Annotated in this window: 11 protein-coding genes; 3 read left to right on the top strand and 8 right to left on the bottom strand. The window is 71.7% G+C overall.

Annotated features, from left to right (window positions below):
- Positions 1-182 precede the first annotated feature (182 nt).
- The 3 genes from Ani05nite_RS05140 to Ani05nite_RS05130 form a co-directional block, all read right to left on the bottom strand.
- Positions 183-3,068, bottom strand: coding sequence for a vitamin B12-dependent ribonucleotide reductase (locus Ani05nite_RS05140; RefSeq protein WP_203765609.1), 2,886 nt, complete (start codon positions 3,066-3,068; stop codon positions 183-185).
- A gap of 93 nt (positions 3,069-3,161) precedes the next feature.
- A complete protein-coding gene (nrdR, locus tag Ani05nite_RS05135) occupies positions 3,162-3,683 on the bottom strand; it encodes a transcriptional regulator NrdR (protein WP_203765607.1) in 522 nt (173 codons plus the stop codon).
- A gap of 336 nt (positions 3,684-4,019) precedes the next feature.
- The gene (locus Ani05nite_RS05130; protein ID WP_239129316.1) at positions 4,020-4,283 is read right to left on the bottom strand and encodes a LysM peptidoglycan-binding domain-containing protein; all 264 of its coding nucleotides are present in this window, start codon (positions 4,281-4,283) and stop codon (positions 4,020-4,022) included.
- Between the two features lie 341 nt (positions 4,284-4,624).
- Here Ani05nite_RS05130 and lexA point away from each other — a divergent pair, with 341 nt between their 5' ends.
- Positions 4,625-5,422, top strand: coding sequence for a transcriptional repressor LexA (gene lexA / locus Ani05nite_RS05125; RefSeq protein ID WP_377883135.1), 798 nt, complete (start codon positions 4,625-4,627; stop codon positions 5,420-5,422).
- Positions 5,423-6,347: 925 nt separating this feature from the next.
- Here the strand turns inward: lexA and Ani05nite_RS41765 are convergent.
- Both Ani05nite_RS41765 and hflX read right to left on the bottom strand, forming a co-directional pair.
- The gene (locus Ani05nite_RS41765) at positions 6,348-8,366 is read right to left on the bottom strand and encodes a hypothetical protein (RefSeq protein WP_203765605.1); all 2,019 of its coding nucleotides are present in this window, start codon (positions 8,364-8,366) and stop codon (positions 6,348-6,350) included.
- Between the two features lie 73 nt (positions 8,367-8,439).
- Entirely contained in the window at positions 8,440-9,885 is a 1,446-nt protein-coding gene (gene hflX / locus Ani05nite_RS05115) for a GTPase HflX (RefSeq protein ID WP_203765603.1), read from the bottom strand.
- Positions 9,886-10,051: 166 nt separating this feature from the next.
- Between hflX and Ani05nite_RS05110 the strand changes: the two genes are divergently transcribed.
- Entirely contained in the window at positions 10,052-11,512 is a 1,461-nt protein-coding gene (locus Ani05nite_RS05110) for an NAD-dependent malic enzyme (RefSeq protein ID WP_203765601.1), read from the top strand.
- A 22-nt stretch (positions 11,513-11,534) separates the two neighbouring features.
- Here the strand turns inward: Ani05nite_RS05110 and Ani05nite_RS05105 are convergent, their stop codons facing one another.
- Genes Ani05nite_RS05105 through miaA form a run of 3 tightly spaced genes read right to left on the bottom strand, consistent with a single transcriptional unit; the run spans position 11,535 to position 14,052 of the window.
- Positions 11,535-12,284 (bottom strand): glycerophosphodiester phosphodiesterase, encoded by a 750-nt coding sequence (locus Ani05nite_RS05105; protein WP_203765600.1) that lies wholly within the window; start codon positions 12,282-12,284, stop codon positions 11,535-11,537.
- Positions 12,284-13,126 carry a diaminopimelate epimerase gene (gene dapF, locus Ani05nite_RS05100; protein WP_203765599.1) on the bottom strand — a complete coding sequence of 281 codons (843 nt, stop codon included), beginning with the start codon at positions 13,124-13,126 and terminating at the stop codon, positions 12,284-12,286. Before dapF ends, Ani05nite_RS05105 begins: the two co-directional genes overlap by 1 nt.
- An 8-nt stretch (positions 13,127-13,134) precedes the next feature.
- Complete coding sequence (gene miaA, locus Ani05nite_RS05095; protein ID WP_203765598.1) at positions 13,135-14,052, bottom strand: tRNA (adenosine(37)-N6)-dimethylallyltransferase MiaA; 918 nt, start codon at positions 14,050-14,052, stop codon at positions 13,135-13,137.
- A 172-nt stretch (positions 14,053-14,224) separates the two neighbouring features.
- Between miaA and Ani05nite_RS05090 the strand changes: the two genes are divergently transcribed.
- Positions 14,225-15,433, top strand: a complete 1,209-nt coding sequence (locus Ani05nite_RS05090; RefSeq protein ID WP_203765597.1) for a DUF349 domain-containing protein — start codon at positions 14,225-14,227, stop codon at positions 15,431-15,433.
- The last annotated feature ends 101 nt before the right edge of the window (positions 15,434-15,534 follow it).

Raw genomic sequence — 15,534 nt, 5'->3', positions numbered from 1 at the left:
TCAGCGGCCCGCCACCGAAAACCGTCCCGGTAAGGCCGGCCGGCTGCTGGAGATCAGAGTCGAGGTCCCATACGCCATGCACGGATGCCTCCCACCCGATGTCGGGTGGGAGGCATCCGTGCATCCGTGCATTCGTGCATTCGTCAGGAGTCAGTCACCGGACATGCCCTGACTTTCCGGTCTCAGCTGCAGCCCGAGGTCGAGCCGCAGCCCTCGCACACGTAGCAGCTGCCGGCCGGGCGCATCTTCGTGCCGCAGGTGAAGCACAGCGGCGCGTCGGCCGACGTGCCCAGGACCACCTCGAGCAGTTCCGTCGAGGAGCCCACCGGGGCCGGCGCGCTCCGCTCGGCCTCGGCTGCCGGGACGGTCGCCGCCGGGGACGACGCGGCACCGACCGGGGCGGAGACCGGCGCGGACGCCGCCATGCCGGCCAGGTCGACGCCGGAGGCCTCGGCCGCGGCCTCGGCCTGGATCTGCGCCGCGCGCTCCTTGGCGGTGAAGATGCCCAGCTCGGCGCGGGCGTCGTAGGACAGGAAGTCCAGGGCCAGGCGACGGAAGATGTAGTCCATCACCGAGGCGGCCATGCGGACGTCCGGGTCGTCGGTCATGCCGGCGGGCTCGAACCGCATGTTGGTGAACTTGCTGACGAACGTCTCGAGCGGGACGCCGTACTGCAGCCCTATCGAGATCGCCACCGAGAAGGCGTCCATGACGCCGGCCAGGGTCGAGCCCTGCTTCGACATCTTCAGGAAGACCTCGCCGAGGCCGTCGTCCGGGTAGGACGACGCGGTGAGGTAACCCTCGGCGCCGCCGACCGAGAACGACACCGTCTCCGACGGGCGCTTCTTCGGCAGGCGCTTGCGGACCGGGCGGTACTCGACGACCTTCTCGACGACCGGCTCGACCGCGGCGGCGGGCGCCTCGGCCACGGCGTTCTTCGGCTTGGCGGCCGACAGCGGCTGGCCGACCTTGCAGTTGTCGCGGTAGATCGCCAGCGCCTTGAGGCCGAGCTTCCAGCCCTGGTAGTGGACGTTCTCGATGTCCTCGACGGTCGCCGACTCCGGCATGTTGATCGTCTTGGAGATCGCGCCGGAGATGAACGGCTGCACGGCGGCCATCATCCGGACGTGGCCCATCGGGGCGATGGACCGCTCGCCCATGGCGCAGTCGAACACCGGGTAGTGCTCCGGCTTGAGGCCGGGCGCGTCCACCACGATGCCGTGGTCGGCGATGTGCTCGACGATCGCCTCGACCTGCTCCTCGGGGTAGCCGAGGCTGCGCAGCGCGCGCGGGACCGTCTGGTTGACGATCTGCATCGAGCCGCCGCCGACCAGCTTCTTGAACTTGACCAGGGCCAGGTCGGGCTCGACGCCGGTGGTGTCGCAGTCCATCATCAGGCCGATGGTGCCGGTCGGCGCGAGCACGGAGGCCTGGGCGTTGCGCCAGCCGTTCTTGTCACCGATCTTGTTGCCGTACTGCCACTGCTTGGTGGCCTCGCGGACGATCGCGGTGGCGACGGTGCCCGACGGGCGGATCTCGTCGTTGGCCGCGGCGTGCTTGCGCATGACGCGCTTGTGGGCGTCGGCGTTGCGGGCGTAGCCGTCGTACGCGCCGACGACGCCGGCGATCTCGGCCGAGCGGCGGTACGCCGTGCCGGTCATCAGCGAGGTGATCGCCGCCGCCACGCTGCGGCCCGACTCCGAGTCGTACGGGTGGCCGGTCGCCATCAGCAGCGCGCCCAGGTTGGCGTACCCGATGCCGAGCTGGCGGTAGGCCCGCGTGGTCTCGCCGATCTTCGGGGTCGGGAAGTCGGCGAAGCAGATCGAGATGTCCATCGCGGTGATGACGAACTCGACGCTCCTGACGAACTTCTCGATCTCGAAGCCGCCGTCGGCCTTGAGGAACTTCATCAGGTTGAGCGAGGCCAGGTTGCACGACGAGTCGTCCAGCGACATGTACTCCGAACACGGGTTGGACGCGGTGATGCGGCCGGTCTCCGGGTTGGTGTGCCAGTCGTTGATGGTGTCGTCGTACTGCAGGCCGGGGTCGGCGCACTCCCAGGCCGCCTTGGCGATCTCGGTGAACAGCTGCTTGGCGTCGATGGTCTCGATGACCTCGCCGTGCAGCCGGCCGCGCAGGTCGAAGGTCGTGCCCTCCTCGACCGCCCGCATGAACTCGTCGCTGACGCGCACCGAGTTGTTGGCGTTCTGGTACTGCACCGAGACGATGTCGCTGCCGCCGAGGTCCATGTCGAAGCCGGCGTCGCGCAGCGCGCGGATCTTGTCTTCCTCACGGGCCTTGGTGGTGACGAACTCGGAGATGTCGGGGTGGTCGACGTCCAGGATCACCATCTTGGCCGCGCGGCGGGTCGCGCCGCCGGACTTGATGGTGCCGGCGCTGGCGTCGGCGCCGCGCATGAAGCTGACCGGGCCGCTGGCCGTGCCGCCGGAGGAGAGCAGCTCCTTGGAGGAGCGGATGCGGGAGAGGTTGACGCCGGAGCCGGAGCCGCCCTTGAAGATCAGCCCCTCCTCCTTGTACCAGTCGAGGATCGAGTCCATCGAGTCGTCGACCGAGAGGATGAAGCAGGCGCTGACCTGCTGCGGCGAGGCGGTGCCGACGTTGAACCAGACCGGCGAGTTGAAGCTGAACACCTGGTGCAGCAGCATCCAGGTCAGCTCGTGCTCGAAGATCTCCGCGTCGCCGGGGTTGGCGAAGTAGCCGTAGTCCTCGCCGGCCTTGCGGTACGTCTTCACGACCCGGTCGATCAGCTGCTTGAGCGACCACTCGCGGGTGTCCGTGCCGACCGCACCCCGGAAGTACTTGGTGGTGACGATGTTGGCCGCGTTGACGCTCCAGGCGGTGGGGTACTCCACGCCGCGCTGCTCGAAGTTGATCGAGCCGTCCCGCCAGTTCGTCATGACGACGTCGCGGCGCTCCCACTCGACCTCGTCGTACGGGTGGACGCCCTCGGTCGTCCAGACCCGCTCGATCCGCAGCCCCCCGACCGCGGCGCCCCCGTTGGTAGCGCGACTGCGCTGCCTGCCTGCTGTCATGCCGTCACCGGCCATCTCGTGCTCCCCCTCGATAGATCGCAGCTTCCCCACCGCGATCTGTTACCGACATCCAGGCACGGCTGTGGCCATGCCTGCTCTCAAAAGCTGCTATTTGGTACGGGATTCCGTGAGCTTGGCCGGACGACCGGCCCCGGACCGGGCGGGCACCGCATGCCGGGCCCCCGCCGCCGCCTCGCGCAGCTCAGCGAGCTCGCGTTCGAAGTCCTCGAGCGAGTCGAACGACTTGTAGACGCTCGCGAAGCGCAGATAGGCGACCTGGTCCAGCTCGCGCAACGGCGACAGGATGGCCAGGCCCACGTCGTGACTGGGCACCTCGGCCGCACCCTTGGCCCGTACGGTCTCCTCGACGCGCTGCGCGAGCAACGCGATCGAGTCCTCGTCGACGGGCCGGCCCTGACAGGCCTTGCGGACACCGCTCATGATCTTGGTCCGGCTGAAGGGCTCGGTGACGCCGTTGCGCTTCACGATCGCCAGCACGGCCTCCTCGACCGTGGTGAAGCGCTTGCCGCACTCCGGGCACGACCGGCGGCGGCGGATCAGCTGACCGTCGTCGGCCTCACGCGAGTCGACCACGCGTGAGTCGGCGTGCCGGCAATACGGACACCGCACCGAGATCCCCCTGTCGCCGGGCGCTGCCATCCGGGAGGCGGAACAGGGGAACAGACCGTCGCCGAGGCACGCCGAATGACAGCCCCGGCAGCGGAGGATTCCGCGTCGTGGCTGTGGACGAACCTGTGGATGACGGGGTTGCCCGACCCCAACCTGTGGATGACTTACACCCTTGTAACTACTAGATGTTGGGGTTGACGTTATGCCGCTGCGGACGCCGACGCAAGTTCACCGGCGCGTCGGCGCGCCGTATTTTCCGCCTCACCACGAGGGGTGCCGCACCGGTCACGGCCAGCACCGAAACCCATGATCAACCCCGCCGGGCGCGGAAGTGGATCAACGCGCCCGGGGCACCACGAGAGTGTCACCGGCATGGATCGCGATCTCGTCGACGCCGAGACCGTTGAGCCGGCGGATCTCCGCGGCGACGGCATGCGGGCTGCGGCCCGGGTCGGTGCGGGCGGCTATGTCCCACAGCGTGTCGTCCGCCTGGACCACGACCGTGGGCGGCGGACCGGCGGGGGGATCGTCGGCCCGCGAGGCTGTGGTCCACAACACGGCGCTCGCCAGGGACGCCAGCAGGAGGAAGAAAGTCAGCACAACGACGCGACCCCGCCGGGTCAACCGCAACGGGGCCGGGTCACCGCCCCGCCGCATACCAGTGGCCACCACGGCATATTCCTTTCTCCGCATACGTCCCTCGGACAAGCGTTCGATCGAACGCCCGTACGACGGTCTATCAGAACAGGCGTACGGAAGTCGAGCACTTCCGAGCGACACGCCGCGAGAAAGTCGTACAGATGTTTGAATATGTCGTACCCCGCAGTTACGGTTCTCGGTCAAGAGGGGTCAGCCGGGCACAAGTCCATCCCCACGGCGAAATGTCCGGCTCCGCGAGCGCACCACGTGCCGACGAGGCACTGGCCGACAGGAGGGCCAACATGTCGACCGACGACCGGACGAGCCGGCAACACCAGAAGGACGCGAAGCCCGAGGCCGCGAACACCAAGGCGGCGATGCGGCGGCGCACCCCGACCCGGGCCCGCAGCGCTGACGCGCCGCAGCTGCGCGCCGTGACGCCGGTGGTCAGCCAGTTCCCCGATCTGGTCACCGCGGATCTGACCGCCCGTCAGCGCCGGATCCTCGAGTTCATCCGCGACTGGGTGGAACGCTACGGCTACCCGCCGAGCGTCCGCGAGATCGGCGAGGCGGTCGGCCTGGTCTCCCCGTCCAGCGTGGCGTACCAGCTCAAGGAGCTGGAGAAGAAGGGCTTCCTGCGCCGCGACCCGAACAGGCCGCGCGCGGTGGACGTGCGCGCGCCCAGCGAGATGGTCGACGACGAGGCGCTGCGCTCGGCCCGGCCGACCCCGGCGTACGTGCCGCTGGTGGGCCGGATCGCCGCCGGTGGGCCGATCCTGGCCGAGCAGGCGGTGGAGGAGTTCTTCCCGCTGCCGCGCGAGCTGGTCGGCGAGGGTGACGTGTTCATGCTCGAGGTCAAGGGCGACTCGATGATCGACGCGGCGATCTGCAACGGGGACTGGGTGGTGGTCCGCCAGCAGCCGACGGCGAACGTGGGCGACATCGTGGCCGCGATGATCGACGGCGAGGCGACGGTGAAGAGCTACCGGCAGCGGGACGGGCACGTGTGGCTGATGCCGGCCAACCCGGCCTTCGACCCTATTCCGGGGGATGACGCCACGGTGATGGGGCGTGTGGTGGCTGTGCTTCGCCGGGTCTGATCGGGCTGGGGTTCGGGGGTGGGCCGTGGGGCGGCCTGGGCGGGCCGCAGCTGGGGCGGATGTTCCCGGGCCGGGAGCCGGTCATATCCGGGGCGGAGGCCGGGACCGGAGCGGGTCGTATGCCGGAGCTGAGGTTGGGCCCGGAGCGCGTGCCATCCCCGAGCTGAGGTTGGGCCCGGAGCGCGTGAGATCCCGGAGCCGAGGCCAGGCCCGGAGCGCGTGGCATCCCGGAGCCGAGGCCAGACCGGAACGGGTCGCATCCCGGAGCCGAGGCCGGATCCGGGGCCGGGTCGCAGTCGGGGTCGGGGCCGCGCCGCAATCGGCGGGTGCGAGGCCGGCTGGCCACGCGAGGGACCGCCGGGCCGAGCGAGACCCCCGGGCTTGGTCAGGCGAGAGACCGGGCTGGGCTTGGCAAGGATCGACCGGGCTGGGCTGGGCCAGGACCGACCGGGCTGGGCTGGGCTTGGATCAGCCGGGCTGCGCCGGACGAGGACCAGCCGGGCTGGGCCAAGCGAGAGACCGGACAGGACCGGCAGGACCGGCTCGGCGACGCGAGGCGAGGCGAGGCGAGGGACCGGCCCGGACTCGGCCGGGCGAGGGGACCGGCTCGGCTGCGCTGAGCAAGAGACCGGCTCGACTGGGCCAAGGGAGAGACCCGCCCAGCTGGACCAAGCGAGAGACCCGCCCGGCTGCACCAAGCGACAGACCCGGCCCGGCTGGGCCAAGCGAAAGACCGGCCCGGCTGGGCAAGGACCGGCGAGCCGAGGGACTGGGCATTGCGGCCACCCCAGGCCGAAAGCAAAACCGCGCGACCCCCACACCAAAAAGCGTTCCGCCCACCGGAAAAGCATCAGGCCGGCACCGCCACCGAAGTGGCGACACCGGCCCCGTCAGCCGAAGCCCGGCGTTCCCCGACAACCGCGTTTCAATACCCGCGCGGGGTGCGCCCGTAGCCCGGATTCTCGAAACGCCCTTCCGCTCGTCGCGATGAGTCGTTCCGGTTCGCATAGCTGTTCATGCCGTTGGCCTGCCGGCCGCCGCCGTCCGGGCGACCCGGTGGCTGGCCTCCCTGTTGTCCGCCGCCCTGGCCGAGGAAACCGGACGGGCGCTGCGGTCCACCGCCCTGCGGCCGGCCACCCGAGGGTGGGGGCGGGGGCGGGGCGCCGTAGACGCCACCGCCGGGCCGGCCACCGCCACCCTGACCCGGACGACCGGGCGGCTGCACGGGACGGGCCGGCTGCTGGGCCGGGCGGGCCGGCTGCTGCGCGGGGCGGGCGGGCGGCTGCGCGGGGCGAGCCGGTTGCTGGACCGGGCGGGCGGGCGGCTGGCCCGGACGCACCGCGGGCTGACCGCCCTGGCCGGGACGACCGCCGGGCTGACCGCCCTGACCGGGACGACCACCGGGTTGACCACCCTGACCGGGGCGACCGCCCGGACCAGCCGGCGGGACGCCGGGGCGGCCACCCGGACCGGCCGGAGCACCACCTGGACGACCGCCCTGACCGCCTTGACCGGGACGACCGCCGGGCTGACCGCCCTGACCGGGACGACCGCCCGGTTGTCCACCCTGACCGGGACGACCCGCAGGCTGACCACCCTGCGGTGGCCGGCCCCCGCCGTAGACCCCGTTGCCCTTCGCCGGCGCGCCCGCCGCTGCCGGCTTGCCGCCGTACACGCCGGGGCCGGATGGCGCTCCGGCCGGAGGGCGCTTGCCGCCGTAGACGCCTGGGCGTTCGGCCGGGCCGCCGACCGAGAGCAGTTCCGTCTTCGCGTCGAGCGGGTCCGGGCCGTCGTCCGTCGGGTCGGTGTTCTTCGTGGGCGGTTCGAGCCTGCGCTTCTTGCGTGCCTGCATGATGCCGATGACGCCGGCCCCGACCAGGAGCGCGCCGAGGACGCCGACGCCGCCGATCAGGTACGTGATGTCGGTCAGGCTCAGGTCGGCGTACCAGGACGCCCCGTCGTCGGCCTCGGCCGCCGCCTTGTCGGTCTTGGTCTCGGCGATGGTGGTGGCCGGCGTGTAGCTCAGGATGTAGTTCGCTGCTTCCGGGTCGGCGCCCGCGCCCATGTCCGACACCGTGTAGAACAGCTTGCCGTCGGCGCTGTACGTGATCGCCTCGCCGAACGGCTCGTTCGGCAGCGGGGTCTTGCGCGGCTTGTTCTTCAGCGCGCCCAGCACGTCACCGTCGGCGACGTCCCACTCGTACGCGTCCAGGTACGTCCGCAGGGTGACCCGTCCGCCGCCCGGCGCCACCGCGCCGCCGGTGACGGTCGTCTGGGCCAGCCGGGCGATCGGGGTGCCGGGCGTGTCGCTGCTCGGCAGCTCGATCTCGCCCGCCCGCTTCAGCCGCACGCCCTCGTCGTTGTTCGTCTTCAGCGCGCTCACCGGCGTGTACAGGAGCGTCTTGCCGGAGACCTCCTTGGTCACGATGATCGGCGTGCCGTCCCCGTTGAACAGGAGCGCCTCGGCGTCGTGCTTGTCGCCGTCCGGGTAGGCCAGGCGGTGGATCTTCGGCTCCTTGGCGCCGTTGGCCGGCATCGACCAGAGGCCGATCGTCGCGCGGGTGTCGCCGGTCTTGTCGCGGGCGTTGTTGTCGCCGGTGTCGGCGATCCACAGCGTGTCGCCGTCCGGGGAGAGGGCCAGGTCCTCGGTGTCGAGCGGGCGCGACGGGTAGTCGACCTTCTTGGTGATCTCGCAGTCCCGGTCGAGGAAGAAGACCTTGCGGCGGCTGGCCTCGTCGGCGCCGTCGTTCACCACGACGAAGCCGTTCTTGGTGGCCACGATCCCCGACAGCTCCGGCAGCGCCGGGTCGGTGACCTTACAGATCTTCTTGCCGGCCGCTGCCTTGGCCGAGATCACCGTCGGAGCGGGCTCGGCGGAGGCGGGCACGGCCCCCACCATCACCAGCCCGGAAGCCAGGATGGCCGGGAACACGAGACGCCGCATCCGATCAGTGTCGCATGCGGCGTCTCGTACCGGTGTTACGCGTGGATCAACCCTGGTGGGACGGGTCGGCGGGTCAGGGCGCCCGGAAGTTCTCCAGCTCGGCGGCGAGCTGTTGGCCCACCCGGACCTTCAGCTCCGTGCCCTGCTCGGTGTGCCGGGTGTCCAGCACCTGCCCGCCGCGGTGGATCCGCGCGACCAGGTCACCCCGGTCGTACGGCAGCAGCACCCGCATGTCGACGGCCGGCCGCGGCAGCCGCTGGGCGATCGCCGCGTGCAGCTCCTCGATGCCCAGGCCCGAGCGGGCCGACACGAACACGGCGTCCGGCCAGGCCCGCTTCAGCCGCAGGACGGTCTCCTCGTCGGCCGCGTCCATCTTGTTGACGACCAGCAGCTCCGGGATGCGGTCCGCGCCCACCTCGCCGAGCACCTCGCGGACCGCCGACACCTGACCCTCGGGGTCGGGGTGCGCGCCGTCCACCACGTGCACGATCAGGTCCGAGTAGGCGACCTCCTCCAGCGTCGAGCGGAACGCCTCGACGATGTGGTGCGGCAGGTGCCGGACGAAGCCGACCGTGTCGGAGATCGTGAAGACCCGCCCGTCCTCGGCCGCCGTGCGACGCGTGGTCGGGTCGAGGGTGGCGAACAGCGCGTCCTCCACCAGCACGCCCGCCGACGTGAGGCGGTTGAGCAGGCTGGACTTGCCGGCGTTGGTGTAGCCGGCGATGGCCACCGCGGGCACGCCGCTGTTGGTGCGCTTGGCCCGCTTGGTCTGACGTACCGTCCGCAGCGCCTTGATCTCGCGCTTGAGCTTCGAGATGCGGGTGTTGATCCGCCGCCGGTCCGTCTCGATCTTGGTTTCACCGGGACCACGGGTGCCGACCCCGCCGCCCCCCGAGCCGCCCGCGCCGCCACCCTGCCGGGACAGCGACTCACCCCAGCCGCGCAGCCGGGGCAGCAGGTACTGGAGCTGGGCCAGCTCGACCTGGGCCTTGCCCTCCTTGCTCTTCGCGTGCTGGGCGAAGATGTCCAGGATCAGCATGGTCCGGTCGACGACCTTGACCTTGACCTGTTCCTCGAGCTTGCGCAGCTGCGAGGGCGACAGCTCGCCGTCGCAGATGACCGTGTCGGCGCCGGTGGCGATGACCACGTCCCGCAGCTCGTCGACCTTGCCGCGGCCGATGAACGTGGCGGAGTCGGGCTGGCTGCGCCGCTGGATGAGGCCCTCGAGCACCTCCGAGCCCGCCGTCTCGGCCAGCGCGGCCAGCTCGGTGAGGGAATTGTCGGCGTCCTGGACGCTGCCCCCGGTCCAGACACCGACCAGGACGACCCGTTCGAGCCGCAACTGGCGGTACTCGACCTCGGTGACGTCCGTGAGCTCGGTGGAGAGTCCGGCGACCCGACGCAGTGAATGGCGCTCCTCGAGCTCCAGCTCACCGGTGGTGACATCCGGTTCGAATACCTCAGTACGCAAAAGTGACCTCCTCCGCCCGATCGTGGCACGCCCGACGGGCCGGCGCATCCACATAACGGGGCAGAGCCCGTCCGACCACCCCGCCCACCACCCGAAACGGCCTAAAGACGTTAAAGCCTGAGTGTCTGACTCATCAGTAACCACCGGATTGGTCCGGGGTATTCCCGAAGCGCAAGAATGCGGGTACGCACCCGCCAACGACGGAGGGAACACCGTGGTGACCACCCGCCTGCCCAGCGCAGGATTCTCGATCACGATCCGAATCGCCGTGACCGCCGACGCCTCGTCCATCGGCCGGCTCACCACCTGCGTCGGCGAGGCCGGTGCGATCGTGACGGCCCTCGACGTGGTGGACTCCGACCCCACCCGGGTGCTGGTCGACCTCACCTGCGACACCGCCGACTCCAGCCACGCCGACCAGGTCGTCAAGCAGCTGGAGGAGCAGGACGGCGTCGACGTCCGCAAGGTCTCCGACCGCACGTTCCTGCTGCACCTGGGCGGCAAGATCGAGGTCAGCTCCAAGGTCGCCCTGCGCAACCGGGACGAGTTGTCGCGGGCGTACACGCCGGGCGTGGCGCGGGTGTGCATGGCCATCGCGGAGAACCCGGCCGACGCGCGCCGGCTCACCATCAAGCGCAACACGGTGGCCGTGGTCAGCGACGGCTCGGCCGTGCTGGGCCTGGGCAACATCGGCCCGGCCGCCGCGATGCCGGTGATGGAGGGCAAGGCCGCGCTGTTCAAGCGGTTCGGCGGGGTGGACGCCTGGCCGGTCGTGCTGGACACCCAGGACACCGACGAGATCGTGGCCATCGTCAAGGCGATCGCCCCGGCGTACGGCGGGATCAACCTGGAGGACATCGCGGCGCCGCGGTGCTTCGAGATCGAGATGCGGCTGCGCGAGCTGCTGGACATCCCGGTCTTCCACGACGACCAGCACGGCACCGCGATCTGCGTGCTGGCCGCGCTGACCAACGCGCTGCGGGTGGTCGGCAAGAACCTGGCCGACGTCAAGGTGGTGGTCTCCGGGGCCGGGGCCGCGGGCACCGCGATCATGAAGCTGCTGCTGCGCCAGGGCGTGGGCGACATCATCGCGTACGACCGCCGGGGCGCCCTGCACCGCGGCATGGACGACCTCAACCCGACCTGGCAGTGGCTCACCGAGCACACCAACAAGGACAACTACAGCGGCGACCTGAAGGGCGCGATCGTCGGCGCCGACGTCTTCATCGGGGTCAGCGCGCCGAACCTGCTGACCGGGGCCGACATCGCCGGGATGGCCGACAAGTCGATCGTCTTCGCGCTGGCCAACCCGGATCCCGAGGTGGACCCGCGGGAGGCCCGCCAGCACGCCGCGGTGGTCGCCACCGGCCGCTCCGACCAGCCCAACCAGATCAACAACGTGCTGGCCTTCCCGGGCGTGTTCCGCGGCATGCTCGACGTCAGCGCCGAGGAGTTCACCGAGGAGATGGCGCTGGCCGCGGCGATGGCGATCGCCGACGTGGTGGGCGAGGACAAGCTGAACCCGACGGTGATCGTGCCCAGCGTCTTCGACTCCCGGGTGACCCCGGCGGTGGCCGCGGCGATCCGCGCGGTGGTCAAGGGCGCGCAGACCCCGGCCAACCCGGCGGCGGTCCCCGAGGCCGAGCTGGAGACGGCGCCCGAGACGACCTTCTGAGCGCGCCCGGGCCCGGGCGCGCTCAGCCCAGGCCGCGGGCGAGGCTCCAGCCGGTCAGCTCGCCGGTCCGATCGTTGATCAGGCCGGCCACGCCGGCCTCGACCAGGGGCGCCCACAGGGAGATGTCGTTGGGCGTCCACGGCATCACGCCGACGCCCTCCGCGGCCAGCGCCGCCACCGTCGCCGGGTCGGCCAGCACCGCCCGCAGGTCCGGGTTGACGTAGCGCAGGCGCAGCGCCCGCGCCACCTCGACCTGCCCGTCGTCGAAGCCGTGGCGGAGCAGCCCCAGGCGTACCTCCGGGGCGGCTTCCCCGGCCAGCCGTACGACGGCCGGGTCGAAGCTCTGCACCACCGTGCGGTCCAGCAGGCCGGCCTCGGCGACCTGGGCGATGATCACTTTCACCTGCTCGCGGGTGGCCGGCGGCTTGATCTCCAGGAGCAGCTCGACCCGGGGCTGGGCGTACGGGCGCAGCAGGTCGATGACCTCACGCAGCAGCGGGACGCGGAGCCCCGCGTAGGCCGGGGAGAACCACGAGCCCGCGTCCAGCCCGGAGATCTCGTCCAGGGTCAGCTCGGCGACGTGGCCGGCGCCGTCCGTGGTGCGGTCCACGGTGCGGTCGTGGATCACCACGGGCACGCCGTCGGCCGTGGTCCGCACGTCGAACTCGATGAACGTCGCCCCGGCCAGCACCCCCGCGGCCAGCGCGGGCAGGGTGTTCTCGGGCGCGACGGCGGAATAGCCGCGGTGCGCCACGCGGTGCAGCGCGGCCATCAGGCCAGGGCCGCCGGGTCGACCTCGCCCGTGGCGACCAGCACCGCCGGGCCCGCGAGCCACCAGGCGCCGTCGCGGTGGGTGACGGTGAGCCGGCCGCCCGGCACGTCCACGGCGATCACGCCCTCGGCCAGCCCGGCGTCGCGCAGCGCCACCGCGCCGACCGCGAGGGCGCCGGAGCCGCAGGACAGCGTCTCGGCCGAGCCGCGTTCGTAGACCCGCATGTGCACGTGCAGGTCGGCGCCCTCGACCGGCTCCCCCGGCGTGGTGAACTCCACGTTGACCCCGGAGCGGAACAGCGCCGGGTCGAAGCCGGGCGCCACGTGCAGGTCGAGCGAGGACAGCGGCAGGCTGTCGTGCAGGCCGCACACCAGGTGCGGGTTGCCGCAGTTCACGGCGACACCCGGGAAGGTCAGCGGGCCGACGGTCGCCGTGCTGGCCGCGTACACCTCGGGGGTGCGCATGTGGACGGAGATCGTGTCCGCGCCGACCAGCGCGCGCACGACGCCGGCCCGCGTGGCCACCGGCAGGCCCTCCGGGCCGGGCGTGGCCAGGCCGCCCGCCACCAGGTAGCGGGAGAAGACGCGGACGCCGTTGCCGCACATCTCGGCGAGGGAGCCGTCGGCGTTCCAGTAGTCCATGAACCACTCGGCGTCACCGGCGTGGCCGGCGCCGTCCGGGTGCTTGGCGCTGCGCACGACCCGCAGCACGCCGTCGGCGCCGATGCCGCGGCGCCGGTCGCACAGCGCCGCGACCAGCGCGGGAGTCAGCCCCAGCGCCCCGTCCGGGTCGCCCAGGATGACGAAGTCGTTGCCGGTGCCATGGCCCTTGGTGAACAACACGCGGTCCATCATCGCGCAGCCGCCGCGCAGGCCGCCAACGCGTCCTCCGTCAGGGTCGGCGACGCGCCGTCGAGCCAGGTGATCCGCGGGTCGCGGCGGAACCAGGACCGCTGCCGGCGGACGAACCGCCGGGTGGCCCGGACGGTCTCCGCGACCGCCTCGGCCCGGCTGAGCTCGCCGTCGAGCTGGGCCAGGGCCTGCTGGTAGCCCAGGGCCCGGCTCGCCGTCCGGCCCTCGCGCAGCCCGTCCAGCGCGCGTACCTCGTCGAGCAGCCCGGCCGCCCACATCAGGTCGACCCGGTTGGCGATCCGGGCGTCCAGCCCCTCGGCCGCGCGGTCGACGCCCAGCTGCACCGACGGGTAGTACGGCGTGGGCGCCGGCAGCGAGGCGGTGAACGGCGCGCCGGTCAGCTCGATCACTTCCAGGGCCCGGACGATCCGCCGCCCGTTGGACGGCAGGATCTTCGCGGCGGCCGGTTCGTCGAGCGTGCGCAGCCGCTCGTGCAGCGGCGCCGGTCCCTCGTCGGCGAGCTCCAGCTCCAGCCGCTCCCGAATGGCGGGATCCGTGCCGGGAAATTCGAACTCCTCCAGAACCGCCCGCAGGTAGAGCCCGGAGCCGCCGACGAGCAGCGGCACCCGGCCCCGGGACAGGATGTCGTCAACGGCCGCGCGGGCCAGCTCCTGATAGGCCGCGACGCTGGCCGGCTCACGCACGTCCCAGACGTCCAGCACGTGGTGCGGGACGCCTTCGCGCTCGTCAACGGTCAGTTTGGCGGTGCCGATGTCCATCCCGCGGTAGAGCTGCATGGAGTCCGCGTTGACCACCTCGCCGCCGAGGGCGTGCGCGAGGGCGATGCTGAGGGCGGATTTCCCGGCCGCGGTGGGTCCCACGACCGCGATGACTCCGACAGGCGGGAGCAAAGGCACGGAGCCACCGTAACGGGCTGGTCACGGTCGTTCGCGGGCGCTTCCCCGGAACCGGGTTGGACCTGTGACAATGCGCGAGAAAGAATGCCGATGGGATGATGGCGTTCGACTGCGCTATGGCGGCGGTCGCGGGCGACGAGGCCCGCGCAGCCGGGAGAACGAGGGTGGGCTCATGAACGACTGGACGGCCTTCGGGCGCGTGGATGCCGACGGCACCGTGTATGTGAAGACGGCCGAGGGCGACCGCGTGGTCGGCTCGTGGCAGGCGGGCACCCCCGAGGAGGGCCTGGCCCACTTCGCCCGGCGCTTCGCGGACCTGGTCACCGAGGTCGACCTCATCGAGGCCCGGCTGAAGTCCGGCGCCGCGGACGCCACGCACTCGCTGACCAGCGTGAAGCGGATCCGTGCGGGCCTGGACGAGGCCCACGTCGTCGGCGACATCGACGGGCTCGCCGCGCGCCTCGACCGGCTCACCGCGCTCGCCGAGGAGAAGGCCGGCGAGGCCAAGGCCGCCCGCGAGGCGGCCCGCGGCGAGGCCCTGGCCCGCAAGACCGCCCTGGTCGAGGAGGCGGAGACGATCGCCGCCGAGTCGACCGGGTGGAAGAGCGCGGGCGACCGGCTCAAGGAGATCCTCGACGAGTGGAAGACCATCCGCGGCGTCGACAAGAAAACCGACGGCGAGCTGTGGAAGCGCTTCGCGGCCGCCCGCGACGGCTTCACCCGCCGCCGCGGCGCGCACTTCGCCACCCTGGACGGCCAGCGCAAGCAGGCCCAGTCGGCCAAGGAAGAGCTGGTCAAGGAGGCCGAGACGCTGGCCGAGTCGACCGAGTGGTCGGCCACGGCCAACCGGCTCAAGGACCTGATGAACGAGTGGAAGGCCGCGCCCCGCGCCGCCAAGGAGGCCGAGCAGCGCCTCTGGGAACGCTTCCGGGCCGCCCAGGACGCGTTCTTCACCCGGCGCAGCGAGGTCTTCTCGGCCCGCGACGCCGAGTTCAAGGGCAACCTGGAGAAGAAGCAGGCCATCCTGGCCGAGGTCGAGGCCCTGGACGTCGACGCGGACCCGCGCGGCGCCCAGAACAAGCTCCGCGACCTGCAGGCGGCCTGGCACGACGCCGGCCGGGTGCCGCGCGAGTCGACCGCGTCGCTGGACCGCCGCTGGCGGGCCGCCGAGGACCGCATCCGGGTGGCGATGGACTCGGCCTGGCGCAAGACCACCCCGCAGGACAACCCGCTGCTCCAGCAGATGCGCGAGCAGGTCGCCGAGGCCGAGCAGCGGCTGGCCCGGGCCCAGGCGGCGGGCGACGCGAAGCGGATCAAGGAGGCGGAGCAGGCCCTGGCGTCCAAGCGCCAGTTCCTCTCCCTCGCCGAGCAGGCGGGCTGATCTCGCAGGATCAAAACCGTTTTCCGGTACGGGCACAGGGTCCCGCCGCCAGCAGACCGGAGTGATCCGGGCTGGGCGGCGGGACTTTCGCTCAGCTAGTT

This window comes from Actinoplanes nipponensis (genome assembly GCF_016862275.1).
Lineage (GTDB): Bacteria > Actinomycetota > Actinomycetes > Mycobacteriales > Micromonosporaceae > Actinoplanes > Actinoplanes nipponensis.
The sequence above is the reverse complement of the archived record's forward strand: the minus strand, read 5'-3'. Positions and strand labels throughout refer to the sequence as shown.

What these genes read in the sequence shown, in the direction of transcription:
- Ani05nite_RS05140 (WP_203765609.1), bottom strand. Translation starts at nt 3,068, where the DNA reads ATGGCCGGTGACGGCATGACAGCAGGCAGGCAGCGCAGTCGCGCTACC.
- lexA (WP_377883135.1), top strand. Translation starts at nt 4,625, where the DNA reads ATGTCGACCGACGACCGGACGAGCCGGCAACACCAGAAGGACGCGAAG.
- Ani05nite_RS41765 (WP_203765605.1), bottom strand. Translation starts at nt 8,366, where the DNA reads ATGCGGCGTCTCGTGTTCCCGGCCATCCTGGCTTCCGGGCTGGTGATG.
- hflX (WP_203765603.1), bottom strand. Translation starts at nt 9,885, where the DNA reads ATGCGCCGGCCCGTCGGGCGTGCCACGATCGGGCGGAGGAGGTCACTT.
- Ani05nite_RS05105 (WP_203765600.1), bottom strand. Translation starts at nt 12,284, where the DNA reads ATGGCCGCGCTGCACCGCGTGGCGCACCGCGGCTATTCCGCCGTCGCG.
- Ani05nite_RS05090 (WP_203765597.1), top strand. Translation starts at nt 14,225, where the DNA reads ATGAACGACTGGACGGCCTTCGGGCGCGTGGATGCCGACGGCACCGTG.